General features: G+C 43.5%; 31 protein-coding genes. 11 read left to right on the top strand and 20 right to left on the bottom strand.

The features are described 5' to 3' along the window. Window positions 1-2 precede the first annotated feature (2 nt). Complete coding sequence (locus tag VK497_01240) at window positions 3-2,159, bottom strand: polysaccharide deacetylase family protein (protein HMI09007.1); 2,157 nt, start codon at window positions 2,157-2,159, stop codon at window positions 3-5. Between the two features lie 276 nt (window positions 2,160-2,435). On the opposite strand from VK497_01240, the gene VK497_01235 reads away from it, so the two are divergent. Both VK497_01235 and VK497_01230 read left to right on the top strand, forming a co-directional pair. Further along, window positions 2,436-2,600, top strand: coding sequence for a hypothetical protein (locus tag VK497_01235; protein HMI09006.1), 165 nt, complete (start codon window positions 2,436-2,438; stop codon window positions 2,598-2,600). A 76-nt stretch (window positions 2,601-2,676) separates the two neighbouring features. Beyond that, window positions 2,677-3,267: a sortase gene (locus tag VK497_01230; GenBank protein ID HMI09005.1), complete on the top strand. Its 591-nt coding sequence runs from the start codon at window positions 2,677-2,679 to the stop codon at window positions 3,265-3,267. A gap of 1 nt (window position 3,268) precedes the next feature. Here the strand turns inward: VK497_01230 and VK497_01225 are convergent, their stop codons facing one another. The 3 genes from VK497_01225 to VK497_01215 form a co-directional block, all read right to left on the bottom strand. Continuing rightward, window positions 3,269-4,597 carry a glycosyltransferase family 2 protein gene (locus tag VK497_01225; protein HMI09004.1) on the bottom strand — a complete coding sequence of 443 codons (1,329 nt, stop codon included), beginning with the start codon at window positions 4,595-4,597 and terminating at the stop codon, window positions 3,269-3,271. A 252-nt stretch (window positions 4,598-4,849) separates the two neighbouring features. Then, a complete protein-coding gene (locus tag VK497_01220) occupies window positions 4,850-5,053 on the bottom strand; it encodes a hypothetical protein (protein HMI09003.1) in 204 nt (67 codons plus the stop codon). Window positions 5,054-5,127: 74 nt separating this feature from the next. Next, complete coding sequence (locus VK497_01215; GenBank protein HMI09002.1) at window positions 5,128-5,580, bottom strand: NUDIX hydrolase; 453 nt, start codon at window positions 5,578-5,580, stop codon at window positions 5,128-5,130. A gap of 118 nt (window positions 5,581-5,698) precedes the next feature. On the opposite strand from VK497_01215, the gene VK497_01210 reads away from it, so the two are divergent. From VK497_01210 to VK497_01200, 3 genes are all read left to right on the top strand, one after another. Next, window positions 5,699-6,265, top strand: a complete 567-nt coding sequence (locus VK497_01210; protein ID HMI09001.1) for a DUF1697 domain-containing protein — start codon at window positions 5,699-5,701, stop codon at window positions 6,263-6,265. 203 nt (window positions 6,266-6,468) lie between these two features. Beyond that, on the top strand, window positions 6,469-7,374 hold the full coding sequence (locus tag VK497_01205; protein ID HMI09000.1) for a GNAT family N-acetyltransferase: 906 nt from the start codon (window positions 6,469-6,471) through the stop codon (window positions 7,372-7,374). A 75-nt stretch (window positions 7,375-7,449) separates the two neighbouring features. Beyond that, a complete protein-coding gene (locus VK497_01200; GenBank protein HMI08999.1) occupies window positions 7,450-8,430 on the top strand; it encodes an aminoglycoside phosphotransferase family protein in 981 nt (326 codons plus the stop codon). A gap of 188 nt (window positions 8,431-8,618) precedes the next feature. Here the strand turns inward: VK497_01200 and VK497_01195 are convergent, their stop codons facing one another. The 4 genes from VK497_01195 to VK497_01180 are packed head-to-tail and all read right to left on the bottom strand — an operon-like array spanning window position 8,619 to window position 13,394. Then, complete coding sequence (locus tag VK497_01195) at window positions 8,619-9,752, bottom strand: aminotransferase class V-fold PLP-dependent enzyme (GenBank protein HMI08998.1); 1,134 nt, start codon at window positions 9,750-9,752, stop codon at window positions 8,619-8,621. After that, on the bottom strand, window positions 9,710-11,035 hold the full coding sequence (locus tag VK497_01190) for a pyridoxal-phosphate dependent enzyme (GenBank protein ID HMI08997.1): 1,326 nt from the start codon (window positions 11,033-11,035) through the stop codon (window positions 9,710-9,712). The genes VK497_01195 and VK497_01190 overlap by 43 nt, the downstream gene beginning before the upstream one ends. Continuing rightward, on the bottom strand, window positions 11,032-12,441 hold the full coding sequence (locus VK497_01185; protein ID HMI08996.1) for an alanine racemase: 1,410 nt from the start codon (window positions 12,439-12,441) through the stop codon (window positions 11,032-11,034). Before VK497_01185 ends, VK497_01190 begins: the two co-directional genes overlap by 4 nt. Window positions 12,442-12,443: 2 nt before the next feature. After that, complete coding sequence (locus tag VK497_01180) at window positions 12,444-13,394, bottom strand: hypothetical protein (protein HMI08995.1); 951 nt, start codon at window positions 13,392-13,394, stop codon at window positions 12,444-12,446. An 85-nt stretch (window positions 13,395-13,479) separates the two neighbouring features. On the opposite strand from VK497_01180, the gene VK497_01175 reads away from it, so the two are divergent. Both VK497_01175 and VK497_01170 read left to right on the top strand, forming a co-directional pair. Further along, entirely contained in the window at window positions 13,480-13,929 is a 450-nt protein-coding gene (locus VK497_01175; protein HMI08994.1) for a transcriptional repressor, read from the top strand. Window positions 13,930-14,230: 301 nt separating this feature from the next. Next, window positions 14,231-14,836, top strand: coding sequence for a dihydrofolate reductase family protein (locus tag VK497_01170; protein HMI08993.1), 606 nt, complete (start codon window positions 14,231-14,233; stop codon window positions 14,834-14,836). A 178-nt stretch (window positions 14,837-15,014) separates the two neighbouring features. On the opposite strand, the gene VK497_01165 is transcribed toward VK497_01170, so the two are convergent. After that, complete coding sequence (locus VK497_01165) at window positions 15,015-15,557, bottom strand: dihydrofolate reductase family protein (GenBank protein HMI08992.1); 543 nt, start codon at window positions 15,555-15,557, stop codon at window positions 15,015-15,017. 818 nt (window positions 15,558-16,375) lie between these two features. Between VK497_01165 and VK497_01160 the strand changes: the two genes are divergently transcribed. The 3 genes from VK497_01160 (at window position 16,376) to VK497_01150 (ending at window position 18,039) form a co-directional block, all read left to right on the top strand. Then, a complete protein-coding gene (locus tag VK497_01160) occupies window positions 16,376-16,561 on the top strand; it encodes a hypothetical protein (GenBank protein HMI08991.1) in 186 nt (61 codons plus the stop codon). A 122-nt stretch (window positions 16,562-16,683) separates the two neighbouring features. Beyond that, a complete protein-coding gene (locus VK497_01155; protein ID HMI08990.1) occupies window positions 16,684-16,983 on the top strand; it encodes a hypothetical protein in 300 nt (99 codons plus the stop codon). Between the two features lie 564 nt (window positions 16,984-17,547). Continuing rightward, window positions 17,548-18,039, top strand: coding sequence for a phospholipase D-like domain-containing protein (locus VK497_01150; GenBank protein HMI08989.1), 492 nt, complete (start codon window positions 17,548-17,550; stop codon window positions 18,037-18,039). Window positions 18,040-18,063: 24 nt separating this feature from the next. On the opposite strand, the gene VK497_01145 is transcribed toward VK497_01150, so the two are convergent. Then, window positions 18,064-18,270 (bottom strand): helix-turn-helix transcriptional regulator, encoded by a 207-nt coding sequence (locus VK497_01145; protein HMI08988.1) that lies wholly within the window; start codon window positions 18,268-18,270, stop codon window positions 18,064-18,066. A 76-nt stretch (window positions 18,271-18,346) separates the two neighbouring features. Next, window positions 18,347-18,577, bottom strand: coding sequence for a helix-turn-helix transcriptional regulator (locus VK497_01140; protein ID HMI08987.1), 231 nt, complete (start codon window positions 18,575-18,577; stop codon window positions 18,347-18,349). Between the two features lie 211 nt (window positions 18,578-18,788). Between VK497_01140 and VK497_01135 the strand changes: the two genes are divergently transcribed. After that, a complete protein-coding gene (locus VK497_01135; protein ID HMI08986.1) occupies window positions 18,789-19,055 on the top strand; it encodes a hypothetical protein in 267 nt (88 codons plus the stop codon). A 119-nt stretch (window positions 19,056-19,174) separates the two neighbouring features. Here VK497_01135 and VK497_01130 read toward each other — a convergent pair whose 3' ends face one another. The 9 genes from VK497_01130 to VK497_01090 all read right to left on the bottom strand — a co-directional run bounded on the left by VK497_01130 (window position 19,175) and on the right by VK497_01090 (window position 24,511). Continuing rightward, window positions 19,175-20,065, bottom strand: a complete 891-nt coding sequence (locus tag VK497_01130) for a cation diffusion facilitator family transporter (protein ID HMI08985.1) — start codon at window positions 20,063-20,065, stop codon at window positions 19,175-19,177. Next, the gene (locus tag VK497_01125) at window positions 20,065-20,673 is read right to left on the bottom strand and encodes a cation transporter (protein ID HMI08984.1); all 609 of its coding nucleotides are present in this window, start codon (window positions 20,671-20,673) and stop codon (window positions 20,065-20,067) included. Before VK497_01125 ends, VK497_01130 begins: the two co-directional genes overlap by 1 nt. Then, window positions 20,670-21,005: a metalloregulator ArsR/SmtB family transcription factor gene (locus VK497_01120; protein ID HMI08983.1), complete on the bottom strand. Its 336-nt coding sequence runs from the start codon at window positions 21,003-21,005 to the stop codon at window positions 20,670-20,672. The genes VK497_01125 and VK497_01120 overlap by 4 nt, the downstream gene beginning before the upstream one ends. Before the next feature lie 60 nt (window positions 21,006-21,065). Beyond that, complete coding sequence (locus VK497_01115) at window positions 21,066-21,698, bottom strand: thioredoxin domain-containing protein (protein HMI08982.1); 633 nt, start codon at window positions 21,696-21,698, stop codon at window positions 21,066-21,068. A 54-nt stretch (window positions 21,699-21,752) separates the two neighbouring features. After that, on the bottom strand, window positions 21,753-22,247 hold the full coding sequence (locus tag VK497_01110) for an HXXEE domain-containing protein (GenBank protein HMI08981.1): 495 nt from the start codon (window positions 22,245-22,247) through the stop codon (window positions 21,753-21,755). 4 nt (window positions 22,248-22,251) lie between these two features. Beyond that, complete coding sequence (locus VK497_01105; protein HMI08980.1) at window positions 22,252-23,097, bottom strand: hypothetical protein; 846 nt, start codon at window positions 23,095-23,097, stop codon at window positions 22,252-22,254. An 8-nt stretch (window positions 23,098-23,105) separates the two neighbouring features. After that, entirely contained in the window at window positions 23,106-23,282 is a 177-nt protein-coding gene (locus tag VK497_01100) for a hypothetical protein (protein HMI08979.1), read from the bottom strand. A gap of 46 nt (window positions 23,283-23,328) precedes the next feature. Next, window positions 23,329-23,685 (bottom strand): hypothetical protein, encoded by a 357-nt coding sequence (locus tag VK497_01095; GenBank protein HMI08978.1) that lies wholly within the window; start codon window positions 23,683-23,685, stop codon window positions 23,329-23,331. Window positions 23,686-24,106: 421 nt separating this feature from the next. Further along, complete coding sequence (locus tag VK497_01090) at window positions 24,107-24,511, bottom strand: DUF1761 domain-containing protein (protein ID HMI08977.1); 405 nt, start codon at window positions 24,509-24,511, stop codon at window positions 24,107-24,109. Window positions 24,512-24,528 lie beyond the last annotated feature (17 nt).

The following is a 24,528-nucleotide window of genomic DNA, read 5'->3' as shown; positions in this document are numbered from 1 at the left end:
AACTACGGTAACTGGGTGGTGACTTCGTCAAGCGCGTCGTTGTACGTTTTTACGGTAATGCCGCTATTAACGATAGCCTGGACGTGTTGTTGGAATACATTGGTGTAGCTGTCGTAAGGACCTGGGTCATTAGCGATACGGTGGTAAACGAGGACAAGCCATGTTTTATCAGTTTCTGCTTGAGCAATCCAAGCCGCAACTTGTTCGGCAGGTGTTGTATCAAGAATGTTCTGTACGCGGATGTTATAGATGTTAAAGTTATCCTTTGAGTTGTAACCTTCATCAACGCTTCGGTGTGAACGGTAGTATTTTTTAAGTTCGTTCACGACAGTTGCGTTATAGTCTCCGTAAGGTGTCGCAAAGTTAGGGACTGGTTTGCCGATTAGCGACTGCAAGTACTGCTGTGAGTGCTGTGCCTCGTACTTTAAATTAGTTGCATTCAATGTCGTCATGAATGGGTGGGTAACCGTATGTGAGCAGATTTCATGGCCAGTATTCTTGAATGCAAGAACGCCATTGATCACTTGCTGGGACTGTCCTTCAATGAATGATGTTGCAAAACATTGAGTAGTCTTTAGGCCGTATTGATTAAGGATAGGAAGAGCGTTAGTAGCGTTGTCTTCGTGGCCATCATCAAATGTCATAGTAAGAAGCGGGCGAGAAAAACCGTTAGGGTGGTATGTCGTTAGACTGTAGTCATCAGTTTGTAGCCAGCCATTTTGATCAATGTAAAGGAATACTGATGACGACACTGCTCCAGCTGGAACGCTAAACGTATCAGTATATTTTTGCCACTCAGTTGCCCCATTGCTGTTTGGTTGAGCAATTGGCATACCGAAGTATTGTTCCGTACCGTCAGCCATGATGAACATGGCAACGGCATGTGGCGTCACGTTTGTCTTGTACCATGCGGTAAAGCGGTACTGATTACCTGGCTGCATAGTTGTAATTGGGTCAAAGAACCATTTTGCGTCACCATCGACATGATTGGTCATGGTCACTTTGGTGCTTTTAGTTCCGGTGCGGCCTTCGTTTACGTGCTGGAAAGTAGCGTTATTCGTTCCCCAATTATTTTTTTGCCAGTTAGTAGGATTTGCTGTTCCTGTTTCGAGTGAAGCGTTAGGAATAACAGGATCTGTTGGCGTAGGAAGGGCAACGTAGAGACTAGTGTCATCAAGCGTAAGGTAGCCAACGCTGTCAATGACGTGGTATATAGATACTTTTGCTGCGGTAGCAGGTGCGGTGAAGGTTACGCTATATTGCGCCCAGTCCGCTGCGCTTGCTGGTGCGCCAACTAGTTCCTGGTATGTGTAATTACCGGCCGCATCAATAAAGGCGGCAACGACTCGCGTGGCAACGCTTGATTTGTAGTAATCACGATACAGGTAACTTTTTTGTGGAGTAATAGTACTTGCTTCCGCAAACCATTTTGCATCGCCGTCAGAGTAGGCACTGACTGTTACTTTGGCACTGCGTGTTCCTGTACGACCAGTATTTTCATAACTGAACTGAGCTGAGTTTGTTCCCCAGCTATTTTTGTACCAGCTTGCAGGCATGCTGCCGTTTGCTGTTTCGAACGAGTCATTAACAATATAGTTGTCCTGGTCAACAGGAGGTGCAACAACTGTAGCCGCAAGGTTAAAGTCGTCAGTTTGTAGCCAGCCTGGTGCTGCAACGATGTGCATCACGGATACTTTAGCGACATTGGCAGGAGTGACAAACGTAGATGAAAGTTGTTGCCAGTCAGTACTTGGGGCAATGCTATCAACATACGCGTAAGAAACGTTTCCGCTTGTATCGGTGTACTGAAGATCGATTTCAGTCGCGATGCTAGATTTGTACCAGCTTGTGTAGGTGTACGAAGCATTTGGCTGAACGGAAGCTGCCGTATGCATCCATTTTGCATCACCATCAGTTCGTGAAGCCATTGATACGTACAGGCTCTTAGTACCGGTATGGCCTTCGTTTTTGTATTCAAGTGTAGCTGAGTTTGTTCCCCAGCGGCTTTGTGTCCAGTCAGCAGGTAGGTTATTAGCACCTGTGGTTTCGGCAGATTCGTTAGCGATTAGGTTGGGATCAGCTGCGAATGCGGGCACAGCGCTAAAGATAGTGCTGGCAAGTACTGCAAAAATTGATAGATATAGTGTCAGTCGTCTCATTGGTAACTCCACATAAAGTTGTTATGTACCACAATACACGAATTGTCAAATATTGTCAAGTAAAAAATACAACGATCACGCTTATGGTAAAACCTATTCTACTATATACTTTACATTTATGCACAAATAGTGTAATATAACAATAAATTGAGGAGTTGAGAGGTATTTAGGTTAGTCGTCTTAACGACTGCGTAAATAAGCAAGGCTACCAATTTGCATATCAACCATAAGAGAAACAGCGTGGAGCTGTATATCTTATACAAAGGAGAAAAACCTATGTACGGTAAAATCCCAATCGGAACAGGCATCGCTGCGCTTCCATTAACTGGAAACAATAGCATCCTCTTTATCGCTGCTGCAACATTGATTGCAGTCGGCGTGACTGTATTTGCAGTCTCTCTTGTTTTGGCACGTAAAAACCGCCAAGCAAGCGAAATCTAAACAATACAGTTTGTTATATAATGCGGCTATCTTTCTAAAGGGGGTGGCCGCTTTGTATATTTTTGGAAATTATTTTATGAATATTCACAAATACCTTATTGGACTATCAATTCTACTTTTTGGCAGTGGAGTGGCTATTGTTGCGCCAATTGGTTTGTCCTGGTTGGAGCAACAGCAGGCTACTGCTACGACCTCTAATGTGACAATCGCTACGCCTCAGACACCTCTTAAAGAAACCCCAACTCTCGTTAAGGGTATCCCGCGTCATATTTCGGTATCAAGCCTTGGCATTGATGTGAGCATCGCTGACGGTGTATATGACGAGCGAACGGGGGAATGGACACTTAGTGACACCTCTGCCTTTTATGCGACACCAACGAACCCTGTCAATTCAGACAGTGGTAATACGCTCATATATGGCCACAACAGCGACGAAATATTTGGCAAACTGCTTAAAATTCAGCAGGGTGCGGAAGTAACTGTCACCACTGATAACGGATATGTCTTTACCTATGTATATACTTCGACCGAAGCGGTAAGACCTACTGACACTCGTCCGCTTGTGTACGAAGGCAAGCCGCGACTAACGCTCCAGACCTGTTCGGGTATCTGGAATCAAACTCGTCAAATGTTCTACTTTGACTTAAAAGAATACCACAAAGCGTAGACTATTTGGCGACGTCAAGCAGTGCTTGCTTTGATAGCTGGTAACGACGGCCTTCGGTTGACCATCCAGCGGTGTTGTCTCGGAACTTGCGAAGAATGATTACTTCGACAAATGCAATAAGATACACGACTATTTCGCTCCAACGAAGGAAGTAAAAGTAAGGCAACGCTCCGATAAGCATCCAGCGTTTTGCAACGACCGACGCGGTGAGCGCAATCGATCCGTTGACGACAATGTCAGCCGCAATCATCACGGGTATAATCATCCAGTTATGCGTCGAGGCTAATATGACCGGAAGCAGCACGAATGACTGTATGAGAAACAGGATTGTCTGCAGCATCTGAAAACCGAGGCTCATATCGATCCGTTGTCCGTGCAGGCCAATCTTGTATTTTTGAACGCCCTGGAAGAATCCTCGTTGCCAACGGAGGTTTTGCTTGTTGAAATCGCTATACGATTGAGGATCTTGGGTAAAATTAACCGCCTGGGGAATAAAGAGGATGTTACCAAGTTTTTTTCGGTGTACCTGAAGCGTAATATCGAAATCCTCCGTCAAACTAGAGCCGCCAAAATCTAAATGAGTAATAATATCAGTCCTAAAACAGGTTATAGGGCCAGGGAATACGGATATCATGCCAAGTTTAGCTTGAACACGACGCGTCACCTGCTGGCTGTACGTATAGGTCAGTGCTCGGTACGTGCTAATCCAGTTGCCACGAAGGCTTTGGACAAAACCTACGGCAACAGCGTATTTTTTAGGGTCAAGTTTGGCTCGGTAATGCCTAAAGTAGTCCTGTGAAAAAACGCTATCGGCATCGGCAACATGTAACCACGTATAGCGCGATTCTATTTCGAATTTGGTAATTGCTTTTCTGACAGCCAGTGCTTTTCCGCTACGCTTAACGTTCAGGACGTTATTTTTTCCTAGTAGTCTGGTGGCAATTGCTTGGGTATTGTCTGAAGAATGGTCGTTGACTACATAGATATCTTCAATAGACTGACCGGCGGCAATGGCGGAACGAATAGTCGTTTCAATGATAAGTTCTTCATTGTGAGCGGGGAGTAATAAAGCGAGTTGCTTGGGACTATCGGTAGGCTGCTCTGTTATTTCTGGAAGCAAGAGTGTCTGTTGTGGAGGAGCAAGTAAAAGGAGAGGCTTAGGGGTTAGAGGCGTTTCCTTGGCCTGGCTGGCAATATTTTTAGAGGTCACAACTCCACGCTTATGAATATTTAATTGACGACGGTAATTAATATGACGCTGCAAAGAAGAAGCCTGGCGGTCAGGTATAACGAGTGGTCTAAGCGGCTTACTCGATCTAGTATCTCTCACGATCTGTTAATAATACCACATATTACCTTAAAAGTCAATAATATATAGTGATATAAGCCATAGTCATGCTGTTTGAATTCGAACACGCCTTGTAGCTCTGAGCTTCGAGATACTTTATGAATAAGTTCCAGATTTCCTGGATACTACTTTTTGCAAGACGGACTCGATAACGAATAGCTTTTGTTCGTACCGGTGTGTTCATATCGGAAGTATACCATCCCCGTTATGGTTTTGATTGACTAACGAACGCTACTAAACACCTAGAAATTGTAACAGGTGATAGATGACGAAACCTGGCCATACAATTGCCTTGATGAAGGCGAAGAGTACGTCTCCGAAATCATTCGTGAATTGCAGGAAGTAGATAAATGCCCCTACGAATGCGGTGAACATTACGAATCCCATTGGTCCGTGCTGGTTGATGATCTTTACTGATGGCTTATCGCTGTGTGTCATAGTATCCCCTTGTTTGATAGTTTTAGTATAGCACCTGCGTTCGTGTCAGGTTTTTTACTGAATTTCTCAGCCTTTTACGAAGTTAGGCTGGCATAGTCGTAAATTGTTCGCTCAGTGGCTGATTCTGAATCTTTAAACGTATCTGGATTGATAAAAGCTATTTCGTCACCATCTTCACCAGCGCTAAATACCATATCATCTGGCTTTACTTCGAAAATAAGCCGTACTTGCCAAAAGTCGTGCATTTCTAGATATGCCGGGTCATCAACGTCAATGATTTTGTATGTAAAATCTCCGCTAAGATTGACTTCTTCTTTCAATTCGCGGGTAATCGCAAGTTTGATATTCTCGGCATGATCCATACCTCCTCCCGGCAGATCCCAGTAGTTTCTTCCCGTCTCTTTAACGACGAGTACCTCGCCTTTTTCATTCTTAATCAAACCCTTGATAGAAATCCTATAAAGGTAATCTGTTTTTCGGTGTGAGGTTTCGTGATTAATGATACCTAGAGAGTTTTGTTCAGACATATCGCAATTATACCCTAAGTAAGTAGAATCATCATCTTGGCCGGGCATCATATATGATACTAGAGCTGCACTATTGACATCCCGTGTTTCCGCAGGTACTTTCAAGTATAATGAAAAAATGAATACTTACGTGATACTTATGCGCGGCATCAATGTCGGTGGCAAAAATAAAGTACCGATGGCGGCTCTTCGGAAATGCTTAGAAGAACTGGGATTTTCCAATGTCTCAACTTTTATTGCCAGTGGTAACGTGATTTTAGAATCCGACAAACGCCCTGATGAGATAAAAGCTCAGATCGAACAAGTTCTGCCTAAGAGCTTTCAACTTGATAGCGAGCTCATCAAAGTCTTGGTACTGTCTCATAAGCAACTCCAGACTGTTATCGACAGTAGGCCCAAAGGCTTCGGGGATCATCCGGAAAAATATCACAGTGACGCAATTTTTTTGATGGGTATTGATTTGGCCCAGGCTATATCCGTATTCAGTCCCCGAGAGGGAGTCGACAAAGTATGGCCAGGCGAGGCTGTAGTTTATTCGCAGCGTCTCAGTGCTTTGCGGACCAAGAGCCGGCTGAGCAAAATTATAGCATCGCCGCTCTACAAATCCATGACCATCCGTAGCTGGAATACTACAACAAAATTGTTAGAAATACTGGGAAAAATAGACGCGGATAGAAAAGTATAATATAAAAGGACTCAAAACTGAGACCCTTCTTACCGAGCCCCACGCTCATTAACCATGGTAATGCTACGTACACCATCATAGTGAGGCAATATTTACTATTCCGGAAAGTGTATTAAGAGGGTACATCACTTGATAGCGAAATTTTGTAAAATATGGTATACTTACTTAATTCTAATGATAAGTAGCGAAATTGGCAAAGAAAGATGACATCAAATAACAGATCGGTTGAGATCATATCATACCCTAATCCCTGTAGCGACAGGCTTTACGATGATGTTGATCAGTCTGAAGTCTTCCATTTTATAGCAGATGAGAATAAGGCCCGTGATAAGGCTGGCCTCTCTGACTATTTCCTGGATGAAGCACACGATAACGTATTTGAAGGGCCGGGTGAATATTTTCAGAGGAAATATCCAGGTAGTATCGTACGAGTGCCAGCGATTGATGAATGGTATGAAACAGTAACGACCTGGATGCCGCCAGACGTTGAAAATTGGTGGTTAGAACAGTTTAAAACCAACGAACACCTAGACTCTATGCCCCAAGAATGGTGGCGGCAACGAACAAGAAATTTATTTATTGCGCGCGAAAAAGATGGCGGGAATAAGCTAGTCGGAAGCCTCGCACTGACGCTAGTACACTTAGACGAGCGAGATCTTGTGCCTAGCAGAAGAGGACACCTCGATAGTCCGATTTTCTTTGAACCGCGCGTACTTGTCGTCGACCAGGCACGCCGGGGAGAGCACATAGCGCAGAAGTTAATGCAGGCAGCCTTGGATGCGGCAACCATGTCGGATATCTATGTGCCGACAGCGGCTGTAACTACAAACACGGCGGCTGCTAAACTTTTTAAAAAGATGAAGGCCACGACCCAGCCCTCCGATTCTGAAGGCTACACGTATGGAGGCTTCGGGGGTGAGAGATACAACGAGATGGCGTGTTGGTCACGTTATGACGCGGAGCGAGGGCAAATGTATGGACGGTGGGCATGCTCTGGAACGATTCCGTCGTCTTGTGATGCCTGCCCAAAATATGCGAACACCGCATGGTGGTGGCCAACGCACAGTGAAAAGCTTATGAATGAGCTTGGGATACCTGAGGCGGCTTAATATGGGTATTGAAAGCAGAGTCTACACAAGCTGTTTAAGCAGCCGTGCGATACGGGTAATGATATGACAAACGAAATGAATATCGACCAACGGGTGCTGCCTTATTTGCAGACAAATGCCCGGGAGGCTTTAGGCGTCTCCGATTTTACTGGAGCCGACATCGAGAAGCTTGAAGGTGGGGATTACAATTACAATTATCGTGTCCGACAGGATGAGTGCGACGTGGTCGTTCGATTGAATATCGAATCGCAAAGCGGTTCCGCAGACCACATAGTAGATGAGTATAGGGCACTAGAATTCGTTGCGCCTCATGATATAGCTCCAAAGCCGCTTTTCCTCGATAATACCAGGGAGCATTTTCCGTATGGTCTCCTCATCGAAGAATATATCTCCGGCGGTCATATACGGTTCTCAATCCCAGCCGTACAAAGGGCCGCTGATGCCATGTCAAAATTACATATGATCCCGATAGAAAACGCTCCACTGCAGCGGCGAGAGAACCCGCTAAGAGGACAGTATGCAAGTGGTATGGCTGCTCTGGAGCAGTATGAACAGCGACAAAGTCCTGACATGGATCTTTTACGGCTATGCCGGTCTATCATGGCTAAGATGGTCAAGGATATACCTAAACTTGAGGGCCTGTATGCTCCCAGTAGCGTTATCCACGCTGATCTTAATCCTGCAAACATTATAGATAACGGTGAAAGCGTATACTTCGTCGATTGGGAGCAGAGTCGTATTGATGACCCAAGCCAGGATATCGCAGTCTTCTTTTGCGATGCACTAAACCTATGGGCATCACCGCGAGCACTGACGGATACGGAGAAACAAGCTTTTCTAGAAACTTATACGGAAAAGACCGGTGATACTACAATGCCTGATCGGATTCCTCCGCGTCTCTTGCTATACACATTAGGTACGGTTCTTTGGGGCGCGGACCGCATCGCCAATGTGGACGAAGGGACGATTGATCCGCATCTGGGTGATCAAAATTATAGCAGATACCAAAAGTTGGCTGATCCGAGAGTGTTAGAAAAAGCCTTAGAGACGTACTAATCTTCTCCTTTGTTAGTTTTAGAAGGTTAACAAGGAAAGTATATCGCGTCTTTTTATGTCAGGGGAGGGTTTTGAGAGTCAGGTACGTACTACTGTTATTGCAAAAAAGCAAAGGCTATAGCCTCACCGCACCACGCAAGGTTGTATCCAGTAGTCGAAGTTGTATATCTACCCTATTCTACGAACATCTATAGTTCTGCCAAGACGTTGACTAGCTTTTCAAGCTCGTCGGGCACTGTGTACGCATGCATACTTACTCGTACCACGTCTCTGTCGACGAACGCATCATTGACGCAATGATCGGCCGCACGCACATTGATATTATTACTTCCTAGGATCATAGCAATATCCTGCGAACTGTACCCCCCAACCTTAAAAGATACAATACCGTTCCCACTGCAGTTATACTCGCTATTTGCAGAACCTTTAGTAAAAGTAAGTGCATCAACCTGTTCTGCTGCTATCTGGATGAAATGGCTCGTTAGCCGGGTTAGTTTTGTGTCAATATGATGGAGACTTACGGCATTAATAATATCAATCGCCGCACCAAGAGACGTGATAGCAGGCAGAGGCAATGTACTCGGCTCAATGAGATCTATGCTCGCCAACTTGGATGAAGGAGAAATAAAAAGAACACCAGCCCCAGTAATACCGCCAAGTTTTTGCGACGAAAAATACAATGCGTCGCACCCCAACAGCCCTACATTAACCGTTGTGCGCCCTATTGACTGTGACGCATCAATAACTAAAGTTGCCCCAGGAAAAGCTTGACGTAATGCTCGCATATCATTGTCCGCCCCGTATAAATGGTGAATATTACTGGCAAATATCACGGCTTTACTATAATCGGCTGTGCTATCTATAGTGTTCAGGTCGTAAGCACCATTTTGATTATAGGAGAGATGAATTGGCTTAAGCGCGTGCTGCCCCAAAAGATCCGTGACGCTCGTATGGTCCTCAGGTGAGTAAATAATTGTGTCATACTCTTCGGCACGAAGATTATCAGTCAGTTGGCGCGCCGCATCCGAAGCACTATATACAAAATGGATCGCCTTGGGGTTGGCACTAATAAAATCCGCGACGCGCGTGCGTACTTTTTCAACCTCAGCTGATGCCCTAAGCGACCAATCGTAACTCGCTTTGCCCGCAGCACCAACATACCCCATCATCACTCCATTTACAGCTGCAATAACCTTATCATGCAGGGGAAAGGCAGCCGACGCATCAAAATGAATGACCGAGGGATGATTACGCAAGCTTGGATAGCTTTGACGATCCATTAGAGAGCCTTTCGTACTAGCGGCAGCCCAGCGCTTCTCCATGCTAACAAGCCTCCCCCAAGACTATAGGCTTTGACACCGCGCTTACTCAGAACACTCGCCAAAAGCTTGCTGCGATCACCAGTAGGGCAAACAAGCAATACCGGACGATCAGCAAACGGGGTGCCGTTTTCGAGCACTTCCTTGAGCAGGTCTTCTGGGTAGTTTAATGATCCTTCGATATGGAAATTGACAAAAGGTTTTACGCCGCGCGTATCAACCACAAGAACGTTTTCGTCTACGATCCATTGCTGCGTTTCATGACTTGCGGCCCGCGACAACTCTTTTGCCTCCTCGTCAGAAACAGCCGCTGTAAATATATCGGTTAAACGGGTACTGTCAAATAGTTCAGGTTGGCGCTTGGCAATATACGACATATACGTCTCGAGCCGATCGCAGGCAATAAACACCGCCGTTTGACGTGATCCATCCTCGCGAAACGTGTCATGTTCCAAAAGATATCGAGTTGCCGCTGCAAAATTACCCCCCGTTGTGGGACCTGCTAAAACACCTTCGTTTTTAACCAGTATTTGCAATGCTTTTAGCGCGTCTGCCGAAGTGACTTCGATGATATCCAAAAAAGCATCAGCCTCGAATAATCCCGTTTCGAACAGTTCGTTCTTCGTACGGATTCCTGGCAAGAAATCGCTCGGATCGGCTACAACACCAATATGATTCGTATCTAGATGATGATGCGAGGCATAGGCTATCAAGCCACTGCTTGATCCACCCGTACCGATACCACTAATCATGTAATCAATTGTCGGCAGATCCTCGTATAATTCTTTTGCCGTGGTCGTCTCGTGCATTAAAGGGTTGGCGAGGTTGGTGTACTGTGCAGTATGATAATAGTGATTAGGCTGCTGATGTTGCATACTCTCAATAACAGCCACCGTATTGTTCTCGTCATTAGGATCAGGACACTCCGATCGACCCGGCAATGACATAATCTCTGTACCAAGGTAACGAAGCTGTTGCTCGACTTCTGGAACTTTAATACGATTCGTCACACAAATAACAGGCACGCCGTGGCGGCTGGCAAGGACTTGAAGCGATTTTGCCGTATTACCACTTGAACTCTCAATAATATGCTGGTTTTGTCGTTCCAGCTCTTTCCATTTAGTATCTTTTAGTAATCCTAGTGCAGTCCTATCCTTAATAGAACCAAAGGGGTTAAGATATTCTAATTTTACATATAGATCAGTATTCTTCAGTCCGTATCTTTTGCCGTCAAGTTTTAGAAGGGGAGTATTACCGATAACTTGTTCTATAGAGTTATAAATCATGATGTCCTTTCTGAAAGGGTATACGCATTTGCGTTTTCCTCGTAGGTTAATTGTTTTGCAAGTGCATGTCCGATTGCCTGCGATGCACTAAAATGTGCCCGGTAAGCGCCGGTGTGCGTCCAAAGCAGCAGATCTCCTGCCCGAGGGACATCGTCAAAGCGAATTTTACGGTACGTCATCATGTCATTTTCTGCACATAAATTACCGGCAATAAATACATCTGACGCCTGTGAAGATTCTGGATGTTTTTTAATGAGTATTGGGTCAAGCAGCGCTTCGTTATTCTCAAAGCAAACCTGATTACGGTGCGCATCAACAACTACAAGAATCTCTCCATCAAGTTGCTTCACTTCCATGATCTCCGTCACAACAGCGCCTGCTTCACTTAAAATTGCGGCACCCGGCTCAATCCAAATTTCAATAAGGTTTTCATTCAGAAAATTCGCAAGGGTTCCTCCCTCAGCGCTTTCGCGCACCAATACCTCGCGTAAACGATCGACGCCAATAGCACCGGCAGGTGCGTCAATACCGTGTAGCGCGCCACTTATAGCATTTCCAACCCGAGATAATCCATAGGTAAAGTGCTGCCATGTATGCGTATCGCCAGCGTCTAAAATTGCCTGCTTTAACCCGGCCTCAAACCGGTCTACCTGCGAGCGGTTTATGCCATAAAATGCACCATACCCGCCGCCGATGTCTAGCACCGAGGCACTATAACCTTTATCTTGCAAAGCAATGAGTTCCTTGGCCGCTTGCATAATCGCATAGTAGCGCTCATCCGCCGATTGACTATCAAGATGGAAAGATATGCCAAGCAACACGAATCTCTTATCTTCACTAATCGCAGCAAGCGCTTTTTCATATGCCGCAGTATCAAGCCCAAAGCGACTTCGCTTTGTGATCGACGGCATGTTCAATACACTTCGTGTTAACCGTAGAAGTACTTTCACATCTTTTAAGCCATTAGCAAGGAGTAAGCGCAGTCGCAAAAGTTCTTCATGACTGTCGACACATACCGGTATGTCATGGGCTATAAGCTCAGCCAAAAAATGCTGTGATTTTGGCCCGGTCGCAATGATCTCGTCATGCGTATACCCTATAGAAAACGCATGCGCTAGCTCGGCCCGAGAAGCCACATCTATAAAAACCTGCGAACGAAGAGCAGCTAGCGTATCGACGCTATTTGTCGCCTTATGAGCGACAAATACTTTTGACTGCATACGTAATTCTTCAAACAGTGCTTTGAACTTTTCAGCAGCAGTCTGAGCCTCATCAGGTAGGGCAATAGCTAGCGGACCACCATGTCGCTCAATCGCTTCAAATAAAGGAGAGGGCGAAGCAAGAATATGCTTTATTGACGGACCAAAAACAGGCCGCATTATCACGGGGCTTGTAGACGTATCCATAACTATACCGCACTAAACTCAGGATCGATCTGACTTTCCATATGATCATGGTACGATCCAATTACCCAGCCCTCAGTCGATAGTTTACGGTGCAAAGCCACGATTTCATTATAATAATGTTCGGCAGTTTGCACGTGCAGACCAGCTATTTCATGGACTTTATCAAATACTTCTCGCTCATTCATCTGCATACAGTCAACATCAAGTGGTAGATCGGCCAAGCGACGATCAATAATCTGGTCGTTTGTTGTTAAAATACCCAACAACTTATCTGACGGAATTTCTTTTTCCAAAAATGCACGTTGTACGTCTGAGCCAACTTGATTGCCAATAACATATACGCGGTCTGCCACGCCAGCCTTTTCTGCCAAGTCGTAAAATCGACGGAAAACATTTAAACCTTCGCGTTCGGGTTTTACGATGAATACCAGTAAGTCCTGCATGTATAACGTATTACCAAACGTATCATTGCCAGCGACTGAATCAATAACAATTACATCATCATGGGATTGTTCCGCGTGTGACAACAGATTCTCTGCGATATACTGTGTGCTGTGATGACAATCAATTCCAATTGAAGTATCTTTGTACGACCCAATCGTAAAGAGATGAGATAGGAGTCCAAATTTCTGTCCATATGTTTTGGTAACATAATTATCTTTGCCAAGTGTAAAAACACCCGAGCCATTGCCAGGAGGCGTAGAGTTCAAAAAATCGTCAGGGCTAACACGAGGGTTTGTGCCGGCAAGATAACGACGAATATCGGCCGAAGGATCATCCTCGGAAAGATTCTTGTGACTATCCGATGCTATACCGAGCACCTCCGCTGTGTGGCTATTTACATCAACATCAAATAGCCCAACATTTTTATTTTTGCTATCCATATAAAGTGAGAAGAGCGCGCTGATAGTCGTTTTGCCACTACCGCCTTTTCCTACAAAAGCTATTTTCATAATTCATTTTTTCCTTCTTGTATGTAGTATAGGCAGTTGCGATGATTCTGCAATTTTGTTGCAATTAGTGTTACACTAATGCTACATGAAAGAAGAAAAACTTCTGCGGAAGATATTAGAAGATAATCACTATAAGATCACCGCTGCTCGGCTGCTTATTTTTAAGCTACTCCATGATAGTGAGCCTATGACTATCGCTGGTTTGGTGGCAGCGTCTGCCAAAGAGATTGATCGAGTTAGCGTCTATCGGGTCATTGAGCTTTACGAGAAGCTCGGAATTGCAAGACGGATTAATATTGGCTGGAAATACAAGCTAGAGCTAAGTGATATCTTTCTAGAGCACCACCACCATATAAGCTGCATCGGCTGTGGCCGCGTGGTCGCTATTAAAGAAGAGGAAGGGATTGAGAAACTTATTGAAAAGCTTGGTCAAACAAGCGGCTTTGTTATGACCTCCCACCAGCTTGAGCTTTTAGGTTATTGTCATCAATGTCAGCAACAAAAGTACAATACGGTGAAAAATAATAATCTCTAAAGCCAGGTAAGATCAAATCCATCAAGAGCTTTAATAGTTTTTAGTGTTGTCATATTCATATTATGGCATAAACTAGAAAAAATCCTGAGATCTATGTGATCTCAGGATTTTTTCATGGCTGGAGAGGAAGTTCGTTAATTTACCTTTAGCGATGACGAAATAAAACCTTCAACGAGGATGGTGATAGAATTCACCAGAGCTATACAGAAAATAACTTAAACCTCCCTCGGCGCTTCGATCCGAACTTCCCTCTGTGCAGCTGGTATAATGTATCTATATAGCTATCAAACAGGAGGTTAAGATGAGTAAAGTGACTTGTGGGATGACAATGTCCTTAGACGGATTTGTTGCGGGCCTCGATCAGAGTTTTGAAAAGCCTTTTGGTAATATTCCCGATAACCTACTTCATGAGTGGATGTTTAAGGAAGGCAGTCAACATAAAGCCGCGCTAGACGGACTTATGGATGCGGGCGCGTTTATTATGGGTAGCAACATGTTTGGGCCGAAAGAAAAACGCAGTGATGCCGATTGGAAAGGTTGGTGGGGCGATAATCCTCCGTATCATGCCTCGGTATTTGTCCTGTCCGAAGAGCCACGTGAACCGATTAGTATGGAAGGCGATACTAAGTTTATTTTCATAACTGATGGTATTGCATCAGCACTTCGACAAGCCAAAGAGGCTGCGGGAGATAAAAATGTTGCAGTTGCTGGGGGTGCGAATACCGTTAATCAGTATTTAGCTGCACATTTTATTGATGAACTATGGCTTCATATTGTACCTGCTACAATCGGTGCCGGAGCACGATTATTTGAAGGTATATCCGATCTTAGATTAAAACCTATTGAGATTGGTGGCACAAGTCTCGTAACGCACATTCGTTATGAGGTCTTAAAGAACAAGACGTAAGGCCGTCAATATCCTACGCGCAATAGCGGGCATTCATCCTGAAGTTACAAGAACACGAATAACAAAAAGATGTCCAAATTTGGACATCTTTTTTCATTGAATAATCTTGGCTGGTCATATAGTCCGAAATTGGAGCACCATTCGGCCGAGCCTGCTCCTGACATATCAGAAGTTGCAATTACTTAACGACGCGGTATCGTAGGTGGGTTTCGCTCGCAAAGGCCGCTGTTTCTAGCCGCTCCAACTTAATACGCTCTCCGAGCCCGCCAAATAATGAAATACCGTCACCCAGCAGCAGAGGTACTACGTGTAATTGGATTTCATCTACTAGGCCAAGCTTTAGGCATTGCCGAGAGATGCTACCTCCCAAAAGCGCTACGCTCTTATCACCGGCGGCGGCTTTGGCCGCTTCGACTGCGTGCGTAATGTCATCAACGATAAAAGTATAGGTTACGCCGTCTCTTTTAACCGGTTCATGCGCCTCATGGGTCATTTCGTATACCGGAATCTTCAGCATACCACCATAAGGTTCTTCACCTTCTTCGATAGTCTGTGTCTTGTTCGCGCCACCGACTACGGCGCCTAATTCTTCCATGACTTTACTGACGGCCTCTTCATCTTCGTCCACAGATGAAAAGCCGAACATCCAGTCAACACCTCCGTTAGTATCGGCCATAAAGCCATCAAGTGTTATGGTCGCATGAATAATAACTTTTCCCATTTTACTATCTCCCACATTCTTTATTTGTGTTTACAACTGTTATTTTATCAGTCAGAAAGAACTTATGCTACAGCCTGATTTTAGAGGACGTACTTCTGAAATTGCAGATTAATGGTTCAGTATGTTGGGGCGGGGATTCGAACCTATCCACCAGATAAGGAAAACAAAGTAAAAAATAAAGACGTTGAAATTCAAACGTCTTTACCTCAGTAATAATCTCATGGCTGGCGGTAAGTCTCTCAACTGGCACCCCTCGATAGATGATTTCATCCTAGTTGCAAAGCGATTAGATAAGTTGGGTTTTGTGTATCATAAAGACCGAGTTATCCTCGTCGAGGATTACTATGATTAAAACCCTATTCAAAGCGAGCCACGACTATAATTGTCTATATCAGTTTCGAAGAATCAGGCAGCCTGTAATAATCCGAATAGACTACTTGAGCTGTACATAGCTCTTCTGGAGTATTAAATTCACGCGGCATCTTATTCCAAACATATTACAATTGTCCGACTTCTGAATAATGCTCAATAACTTTATTTACATAGAAACATAGTTTATTAATACGCAATTTTATATTGACAGATCAGAGTGATGTATTATATACCTTAATATAGGTTAGAGCAGTCCTGCTCGCCTATCTGCGCAATTCTGGCAGATACGTCCTCTATTTGAGGAGATGTTGTGGTCAGCAGAGAACAACGCGCGAAACGAGGCCTGGGCTGACGAGCACGGTGGGCGCGCCGCTCACCCCGAGTTCTACGGTGGCAGGCCGAAGAAGCGTCGGGAGCCCCGACCGCCACGTTCGAGTGGTGGAACGATGAACTCCACGTCCTTCCAGGACAAGCCCCAGCGCGATGACCCGACCGTGACCAACACGTACTTCAACTCCGGCAAGGAGGATGGAGCCGCCCACGGTCACGTCAAGCACAAGGACAACCCCGACGGCACGACCGACTACCTCTACGCCCGTGATGTCGAGGGCAGCGAGTACGACGTCGACTGACGTCAAGGCCGGTCACATGCCCTAACGGGTAAACATCGACAAGTCCTGGACACGACTACCTCCGCAAGCCAGCGGTTGGAAAAACTGTCCGTTTTTTACTTTAGAGTGTTACTATTACAATAATGAATGAAGCAACTAAAATAATATACGATAATCTATATGAAAATCATGACGCAGCTGCACTGCGATCAGAGTTGACGTTATACTTAAAAAGTTTGCTGTCTATCCTAGCTGATAATCCAGAATTAACTCCCCAAATTGCATACACTATCGCGGGCATGATGGCTACTGATTACGCAAGATCTCTTCAAGATGACGACCCTCTCGCAGAGATCATGACCATTGCGGGAGAATTAGAAACATCTCCAAATAATGCCAGTGAGCTAACTCACGAATTAGCTCAGAAGATTCGGGTTCTATAAATTGCTCTATATCAGCAAGCTTCGATTTTAATTTTTATACTCTGGAAGTTTATGTAGCATGTCAGCTAATCTATCCCATTCTTCGTCTTGATCGGGATGACTTTGGTCCATATGATCCATCCATAAAAATTGCAATACCATAGCTTGATAAGCGTCCTCCTCAGTATGCTCAAATTCCACTACTCCCGTATGTCGAGCTACCTCTGTAGCTACACGTTCTTGAATCTTTTTATTTTGATTCCGTTCAGATAGTGCAAGTTACCATAGACTAACTAACTTCTTTTTCGAGTCTAGTATTCTTGGGTTCTCTCTAATTTTCATACTATTTTAACTATAAGGCAAATTACCTTCTGCATCAGTCGTCGAAGAAGGTATGTGGGATTCGAACCCTTATTAATAGAGGTAGGAACTATAAATGAAATCAAAAACTCCCATCGCTGGGAATTCTCGTATCTGTAATAATCTCATGGCTGGGGAGAAGGTTCTGGAATAGAACTTTTGAAGAACCCAAACAGGGATCGGATATTTTAGAGATACGAAAATTGCTAGATGAGGAGGATGACGATGTTTCGCAATCTTCGACGAAATAAGTCTCAAGACTCTAATCTAGCTGCTTCTCAACTTTTCGACAATGCAACATTCTATGATGGTTTCATAAAAGATTTATCTCGAAGCAAAAAAGAAGTCATCATCGAAAGTCCATTTTTGACTACGCGACGTGTTTCAATGATTCTTCCTGCTCTCGCAAAGTTAAAAAGACATGGGTTAAAGATTATAGTTAACACCCGCGATCCTCTCGAACAAGAAGGTCACATGCAACGAGAAGCAGAACTTTCTATAGATTTGTTGCAAGGTGCTGGTGTTTCCATTTTATTTACGGGCGGTCACCATAGAAAGCTCGCAATTATAGATAGAGAGATATTATGGGAAGGAAGCTTAAACATCCTTTCGCAGAATGATAGTTGTGAAGTAATGCGTCGAATTGAATCTGAACAATTAGCAGCGCAAATGATAAGTTTTATAAAGCTCGATAAGCATCTAGAAATAGCAGCCTAATAGCAGATGGTGACAATATTAAGGCTAAGCCTCTAGTAGCTTAGATAAACTCACGTTAAGAACTTTAGATAACTTTCGTAAGGTTGAAACAGTTGGCTGCTGTTCTCCACGTTCAATCCTGGCGTAAGTATTTGTGCTTATGCCAGCTTTTTTTGCGACTATAACTTGAGTTAAAGCCATTTCATGACGGGCTTCATATAAAATTTCATGTGATTGTTTTGCTTTAGCCATACTGATTATTTTCTGTTTACGCTATCCGTGTATGTATATTTTATCACGATGCTAGAAGTGCTACTAGTTAGCCTATCTATAGACCCTTAAATAATTCATCCACTTTAACGCCTAATCCTTTTGCAAGGGTATGAAGTGTAGTTAGCCTTGCCCAACGTCTTCCCTGTTCTATCGCACTGATCGTATCAGCTGCAAGTGAAGTTCTATCGGCAAGCTGCTCTTGCGTCAACTTTTGTGCACGACGAATTGCCGCTATTCTTTTACCGAATGCTGCTAGGTGCTTATCTTCTTGATTTGGTCTACTCATTTATTTAAGATTATGCAATCGGTACTAGTAGTAACAGTGACTACTAGTCATAGTTAGGATAATCTTGTACACTCATTTATAGATATAAGTCGTACTAGTAGTACTACTTATAAAATGAAATTGTAAGAAGGATAAGTATATAGTGTCGCACACATCAAAAAAAGCTTTATCATCAACCGATTTAAGATCAAAACTGGAGATGGCTCAGTTTATGCACTCTACGACAAGTACACCAGATGATGCATATCCGATTAGTATGGTCGAGGTAAAGTCGAAAGAACAGCCACGCGTATCTCTTGGTACATTTAATGACCACAATCCACCAAAAGGTTTTGCAATACATATAAGCCCTGATCCAGAGCCAGACGCAATTGTTACGCAAGTGACACGTCTTGATGATGGAGAGGACTATGAGTTAGTGTTACATATTGCTAATTACGGCAATAAGACCGTTAGCGCAGAAGTCTGGCAGCTATAGAACTTTATATATGAGTATTCACGTACGAGATATAGAGTATCCAACTAATACACGCCATATATGCCAGTATCCATAGTGTCTCTAGAAATGAGACTTTGGTTCTAGGGTGAAAACTCTTCTTAATGTTTTTCGTGTTCAGTATGCGTTTCGCATTCCATAAGCTCGACTTCAATGGTCGCATGATGAATATTAGCCTCTTTCAATAAACGTGTTTTTACTTCTTCAACAATTTTTCGGCTATTGATGAGTTGCGCTTCATCAATAGCAATATGACAACTTAAAGCATTGTAACCTGATCGTATTGCCCATATGTGCATATCATCTACCCGCAGGACAGCCTCAGTTTTTAAGATGACATCACTAACCAAGCTCATCTCAACGCCTCTCGGCGTGCCTTCAAGTAGTATTCCGACAGCTTCTTTTATAATTTTTATCGTATTGTAAACTAGCAATCCCGCGATCAAAAGACCAACCGCACTATCTATCCACTGTATGTCCGTGAAAAGGATAACGAGACCAGCGATAACCGCACCGAGCGACGAGAGAGCATCAAATGCCATATCAATAAAAGCACTACGCATGTTCAAATCATTCCGCTGTTTATATAGGATATATGCGATTGACCCGTTTACGGCAATACCGACTAACGCCACCATGGCAACGATCCCGCCTTCTACCTCTTGAGGGTGTGAGAGCCGTTGAATGGCTTCTGAAACAATAAAAGCCGCAACGCCAAGCATGATCACCGAGTTTAGAAGCGCGGCTAATATTGTAGCTCTGCCATAGCCAAACGTTTTTGTATCATTTGCTTTACGGCGAGCAATCTTATTAGCGACAAATGAAATAGTTAATGTAAGAGTGTCAGTTAAGTTACGTGAGGCGTCTGCAATAAGGGCAAGACTTCCTGTAAAAATACCGAAGCCAAACTCGACAATTGTATACGCCGTATTGAGTAATAGACCAAACTTTATGCCTTTTTCGCTATGACTTGCATCGTGATCGTGACTCATTAACAAAGATCCTTATATTTAATGGCAACGTAACCTTCTTTAATAAGAATAGCAACAAAGAACAAGCCTGCAATAGGATCAAGCCACGAAATACCAAAGAAATAGTTGGCACCGAGGCTAACGAGAAGGGCGACTGACATCATAATACAAACGAGAGTCTGTTTAGAATCTGCCACAAGACTGTGGCTACCGATTGCCTTACCAGTTTTATTTTTTAAATACGCAAGTCCCGGCATGATAATAAGTGAAAGTACAGCTATAACAATACCGAATAAGCTTGGCTCTACGGCTTCGGGCGTCACTAACGACATTACTGACTCAAATAAAATGTAGGCCGCGAGAATAAAGAAAGTGATACCCACGAGAGTTGCAGCCTTCGCTTCTACTTCCTCCTCCTCTTCCTCGCTAATCTTGCCGTGCTTGCGAAGTCGCCAGATCATAACACTACCAGACATAGACTCAATGAAGCTATCGAGTCCAAAACCGGCAAGCGCAATACTGCCTGTCATTGCTCCTAGAATAACGGACACAATACCTTCCACTACGTTATACCCCACGGTAATATACGAAAGAATTAGGCCGAGTCTATGCGTTTTCTTAAATGTCATTTTTTCTCTCCATTATTATTCTCATCATTCAAGCAGTATGCAGAATCCACATCAAGAACGACTCCTAAAAGATCATTTAGGGCGTGTGAAAGTTTTATATCCGATAGTTCGTAACGAGTTCGTCTTCCTTCGGAAGTAGCTATCACTAAACCGCAGCATTTCAGGCAATAGAGGTGGTTCGACAAGCTTTGTTTAGATACGTCTAGTGTAGCGGCTAGTTCAGCAGGATAACCAGGAGCTGTACGTAGGGCTAATAGAATACGCGCGCGTGTCGGGTCTGAAATGGCATGGCCGAAACGGGCAAGGACTTCACTGTTCTTTATTACTTCCATAGCACAATAGTACACCAAACAATGTACTATTGCCATACAATGAGCTACTAGAATTTTAAACTAATTTTTTGGTACTTTTTCGAGTTCTTTGTCGAGCATGGCAGAGAAGGCTTCGATAGAGTTCTCTGGATTATCAATCTTCTTGCCGTTAAGCACGAAGGTCGGTGTTCCATCTCCCCCTAGTCGTTTTACTTCATCGAGATCAGCGTTAATAGTTGCACGAGTTTCGCTACTGGCGACATCACTCTTAAATTGGTCTGGATTTAGACTCAACTCATTCGCAAAAGAAGCAAAGACTTCATCGCGGTTTGTGTCATTTTCCCACATCTTTTGACGTTCAAAAAGTAGGTTATGCATCTCCCAGAACTTACCCTGCTTTGCCGCCGCTTGAGCCGAGGCTGCCGCAGCAAGTGAGTTAGCATGAGCTGAAGAGATCGGGAAGTTCTTCACCTGAAATTTCACCTGGTCTTTGTATTTCTCTTTAACTGCTTTAACAGTTGGATAGAACGCGTAACACGCCTCACATTGAAAGTCGACGAACTCAGTCAACTGCACTGGACTATCTAGTTTGCCGTAAAGATTATCAGAGCCATTACTTTTCGTTTCAGTCGCGTTCAATTTAGTTAGTGCAACCAAGCCTCCAAAACCCACTATGATAACACCTATGATAATTAGTAAACGTTTATTTTCCATATTTTTCTCCTTGTAAATTTAATAGGTTATTCCACATGTGCAATTTCTCTCATTTCATGTCTTTAACATCCAGTCAATTGAACCTTCAAACGAAAGACTTATAGCTGCAAGAGTATAAAGTACTATGCCTATAGCGGAAGATAGGTAGAATTGTTTTTTAGATAATAATTTGCTACTGAGAACTCTGCGAATGAATAGAAAAGACAAAGGCAGAAGCAGTAATACCGCTGTAAGAATACCAGGGGTAAATTCTTTCGATATGATGCTTGTCCCAATATGAAATAAGCCATTCGCCACAAACTGCACAGCCCATGCTGTTGCCAATATGCGCCAAAACTCACCACCTTTATTCCTTGCAGCAAAGAAGGACGACAGGAAGACGAGTACCAGTACTGGTATGTGGGTATAGATAAAGAATGGAAGTGTTGTCGTTCCAAAATATTCCGTTGCCCAATTAGGAAATCCTGTTACTACTTCGTCAATACTGTGTATGATCAAAAGGATGAGGGGTAGCCAAAAAATCCTCAGATGGTTGCTTTGATCTTTCATTCCTTTATCCTCCACATGTGCTATCACTCAGTGGTTCTAGGTTATTAAAGCGATCTTTAATCTGCTGATCGGTTGGTTTGCCTTTCTGCACAAAGAGTACGACGTTACCGATCAGATTGTTGATACGAGTTAGCTTTTCTTGCTCAGTTTCTTCGCCTGCTTCACCGTCGTTTCCGTCTTCGACGCCGCCATGTGCTGATACCGTGGGAAACATTTTATCTAACAGGCTGGCTTGCTTCTGATTGATCTCGTGGGCGGGTAAATTGCTTGTTTTACCGAAAAACTTTTCAAGATCTTGTGAGGTAAAATCATCAAAATTCTTTTCTTCGTATTTATTTTCATCACCTGTATAGATATAGAACTTGGCATCTTTAGGTCTATCAGGTAAGTAGCTTCCGTGCGTTGTTACTTCTTGAATGTCACTTAGATCATCAAGCTTATATCCTAGTGCGTTATTCATACCGCCAATAAAATTCCAACCATAGTACTTCAAAACCATGCCACCAGTCATGCCTTCCCAGTGGATATGCGTGAATTGGTCTTTATTATCGTGAAAGTGAATAGGTTGCTCGGGCAAGTTGGCGTTACATTGGTCTTTGATGTAACCCGTCTGGTACTTCTTGTCCGCGAAGTTTTCTGCCTTGCCATTTACTACTATCTGCATACGGAAGTGGTAGTGTTCTAATCTAGGAGAACGTACAACGGCAGGTGAAGCGAAGTAGATGTAGGCTACGTAAGATAGCAGGATAGCCACGATTGCTGCGACTACAACGAGTGCAACCTTTACATTCCGAGTAAGGCTACTCCGCTTTCGCTGTTGATTCGATTCTGCTTCACTATGCTTTTCCATAATGTATCCTAGTGATCCATTCCAGGCATTGATGACGGCATATCTTCAGTTCCTGTCGATGATTCCTCGGTAACTGTTTCCTGCTTGTTTTTCTGTGATGATTGAATATCTGTAATGACATACCAAGCACCAATACCGATAACAAGAATGGCCAGAATAATTCCAATAATATATTTACGTTTCACCTAAAGACCCCTTTTAATAAATGTTAATTACTTAAAAGATGGTGAGTTATAGACTCGTAGAATATTGACCACTCAGAAGGATAATATCTGGCGGTTTCCAGCTGCTTTGCTGAAGGAGTGTATCAGGGTTAAGAATCCCTACTCCGATCGTCGCGAGAGTGATACCTGACGGCCAGGCAAAATCAGGAAATTTATCATCATTCTGATCTATATGACTAAGTTTATTTTTCTTATCTTTTAAAACACCCTGACAACTTGTCTTGCAGTCTATGCCTTTTGGATGTTGTTCAGAGGATGAATGATGTATGGATTGTTGCGTAGCTAGGGGCGTGTATATGTGAGAAAAACTAAAAGTAGACCCTATTAGAAGTACCCCGACAATAGCTGCGTATTTCTTAAACATTAGGTTTAATTATATCATGGCTAGGCATATGCTATTTACGCTCTATACGTAGCGCCGTAGCTAACTTTCCAAGCAAATCTCGTGACTTTGGCGGAACATGTGCTTCGCCTTGTTTGCAAATGAGGTAAAAGCCACCGCCATCTCTGTTCTAATCATCTGTCGAAAGTTCACACGGTGTTAAAAATACCGGCGATATTACTGTTAAAACAATTCAGGTTGAGTTGAAAAACTAATCAAAGTATCTGTAAACTCTACAGTGCTTAAAATAATAGAGATGAAAACAAAAGAACAAACCTCAACCAGACTTTAGATTCTACGGACTAGTGTCGAGAAAACAATTTAGTTCTAATTTCATACGTAGCACCAAGTGTAGTTTTCCGAGCGAGTTCTTTGGAAATCTTTATTATGATCCAGGCGTTTCTTAGCTACCTATTAATCCAATAGCCAGCGCCATTCCAATAAATATGGTGAATTCATATCCAGTATTGATCAGTGTGAGCTTGTATGGCTTGTGCTCAAAAGCATTATGTTGCAGTAACGTTGCGGCTGCAAATGATAGCCACAATACAACACCAACTCCTAGAGCAAGCCAGACTGAATCATTCTTGAAGTAAGCCGCCGCAATAGAGATGCTCGCAGTAAGAGCAAGTGCCGTAATGAAATTTGTCACAAAAAGGAGTACAAATGGAGTAGTTCCCCCCTTTGTAACCTTTGTGATCTTAGTCCAAGGATCATTAAATCCTTTTGGGCTATACCATACATAAGCAGTGGCTATGCTAATAATTGTTGCGGCTGCAACCGCCAACCAGTTAATCGTTAATTCCATGACGTACTCCTTTTTTA

Source organism: Candidatus Saccharimonadales bacterium (genome assembly GCA_035317825.1).
Classification (GTDB): domain Bacteria; phylum Patescibacteriota; class Saccharimonadia; order Saccharimonadales; family Saccharimonadaceae; genus DATHGB01.
This window is presented reverse-complemented; position numbering and strand designations above follow the sequence as displayed.

Excerpts from the sequence above, each read along its gene's own strand:
- VK497_01160 (HMI08991.1), top strand. The coding sequence starts at position 16,376 with ATGAACTCCACGTCCTTCCAGGACAAGCCCCAGCGCGATGACCCGACC.
- VK497_01125 (HMI08984.1), bottom strand. The coding sequence starts at position 20,673 with ATGACATTTAAGAAAACGCATAGACTCGGCCTAATTCTTTCGTATATT.
- VK497_01175 (HMI08994.1), top strand. The coding sequence starts at position 13,480 with ATGAAAGAAGAAAAACTTCTGCGGAAGATATTAGAAGATAATCACTAT.
- VK497_01240 (HMI09007.1), bottom strand. The coding sequence starts at position 2,159 with ATGAGACGACTGACACTATATCTATCAATTTTTGCAGTACTTGCCAGC.
- VK497_01170 (HMI08993.1), top strand. The coding sequence starts at position 14,231 with ATGAGTAAAGTGACTTGTGGGATGACAATGTCCTTAGACGGATTTGTT.
- VK497_01210 (HMI09001.1), top strand. The coding sequence starts at position 5,699 with ATGAATACTTACGTGATACTTATGCGCGGCATCAATGTCGGTGGCAAA.
- VK497_01150 (HMI08989.1), top strand. The coding sequence starts at position 17,548 with ATGTTTCGCAATCTTCGACGAAATAAGTCTCAAGACTCTAATCTAGCT.
- VK497_01105 (HMI08980.1), bottom strand. The coding sequence starts at position 23,097 with ATGGAAAAGCATAGTGAAGCAGAATCGAATCAACAGCGAAAGCGGAGT.
- VK497_01135 (HMI08986.1), top strand. The coding sequence starts at position 18,789 with ATGCACTCTACGACAAGTACACCAGATGATGCATATCCGATTAGTATG.
- VK497_01115 (HMI08982.1), bottom strand. The coding sequence starts at position 21,698 with ATGGAAAATAAACGTTTACTAATTATCATAGGTGTTATCATAGTGGGT.
- VK497_01235 (HMI09006.1), top strand. The coding sequence starts at position 2,436 with ATGTACGGTAAAATCCCAATCGGAACAGGCATCGCTGCGCTTCCATTA.
- VK497_01155 (HMI08990.1), top strand. The coding sequence starts at position 16,684 with ATGAATGAAGCAACTAAAATAATATACGATAATCTATATGAAAATCAT.
- VK497_01220 (HMI09003.1), bottom strand. The coding sequence starts at position 5,053 with ATGACACACAGCGATAAGCCATCAGTAAAGATCATCAACCAGCACGGA.
- VK497_01205 (HMI09000.1), top strand. The coding sequence starts at position 6,469 with ATGACATCAAATAACAGATCGGTTGAGATCATATCATACCCTAATCCC.
- VK497_01230 (HMI09005.1), top strand. The coding sequence starts at position 2,677 with ATGAATATTCACAAATACCTTATTGGACTATCAATTCTACTTTTTGGC.
- VK497_01145 (HMI08988.1), bottom strand. The coding sequence starts at position 18,270 with ATGGCTAAAGCAAAACAATCACATGAAATTTTATATGAAGCCCGTCAT.
- VK497_01195 (HMI08998.1), bottom strand. The coding sequence starts at position 9,752 with ATGGAGAAGCGCTGGGCTGCCGCTAGTACGAAAGGCTCTCTAATGGAT.
- VK497_01185 (HMI08996.1), bottom strand. The coding sequence starts at position 12,441 with ATGGATACGTCTACAAGCCCCGTGATAATGCGGCCTGTTTTTGGTCCG.
- VK497_01110 (HMI08981.1), bottom strand. The coding sequence starts at position 22,247 with ATGAAAGATCAAAGCAACCATCTGAGGATTTTTTGGCTACCCCTCATC.
- VK497_01190 (HMI08997.1), bottom strand. The coding sequence starts at position 11,035 with ATGATTTATAACTCTATAGAACAAGTTATCGGTAATACTCCCCTTCTA.
- VK497_01215 (HMI09002.1), bottom strand. The coding sequence starts at position 5,580 with ATGTCTGAACAAAACTCTCTAGGTATCATTAATCACGAAACCTCACAC.
- VK497_01180 (HMI08995.1), bottom strand. The coding sequence starts at position 13,394 with ATGAAAATAGCTTTTGTAGGAAAAGGCGGTAGTGGCAAAACGACTATC.
- VK497_01140 (HMI08987.1), bottom strand. The coding sequence starts at position 18,577 with ATGAGTAGACCAAATCAAGAAGATAAGCACCTAGCAGCATTCGGTAAA.
- VK497_01165 (HMI08992.1), bottom strand. The coding sequence starts at position 15,557 with ATGGGAAAAGTTATTATTCATGCGACCATAACACTTGATGGCTTTATG.
- VK497_01130 (HMI08985.1), bottom strand. The coding sequence starts at position 20,065 with ATGAGTCACGATCACGATGCAAGTCATAGCGAAAAAGGCATAAAGTTT.
- VK497_01120 (HMI08983.1), bottom strand. The coding sequence starts at position 21,005 with ATGGAAGTAATAAAGAACAGTGAAGTCCTTGCCCGTTTCGGCCATGCC.
- VK497_01095 (HMI08978.1), bottom strand. The coding sequence starts at position 23,685 with ATGTTTAAGAAATACGCAGCTATTGTCGGGGTACTTCTAATAGGGTCT.
- VK497_01090 (HMI08977.1), bottom strand. The coding sequence starts at position 24,511 with ATGGAATTAACGATTAACTGGTTGGCGGTTGCAGCCGCAACAATTATT.
- VK497_01200 (HMI08999.1), top strand. The coding sequence starts at position 7,450 with ATGAATATCGACCAACGGGTGCTGCCTTATTTGCAGACAAATGCCCGG.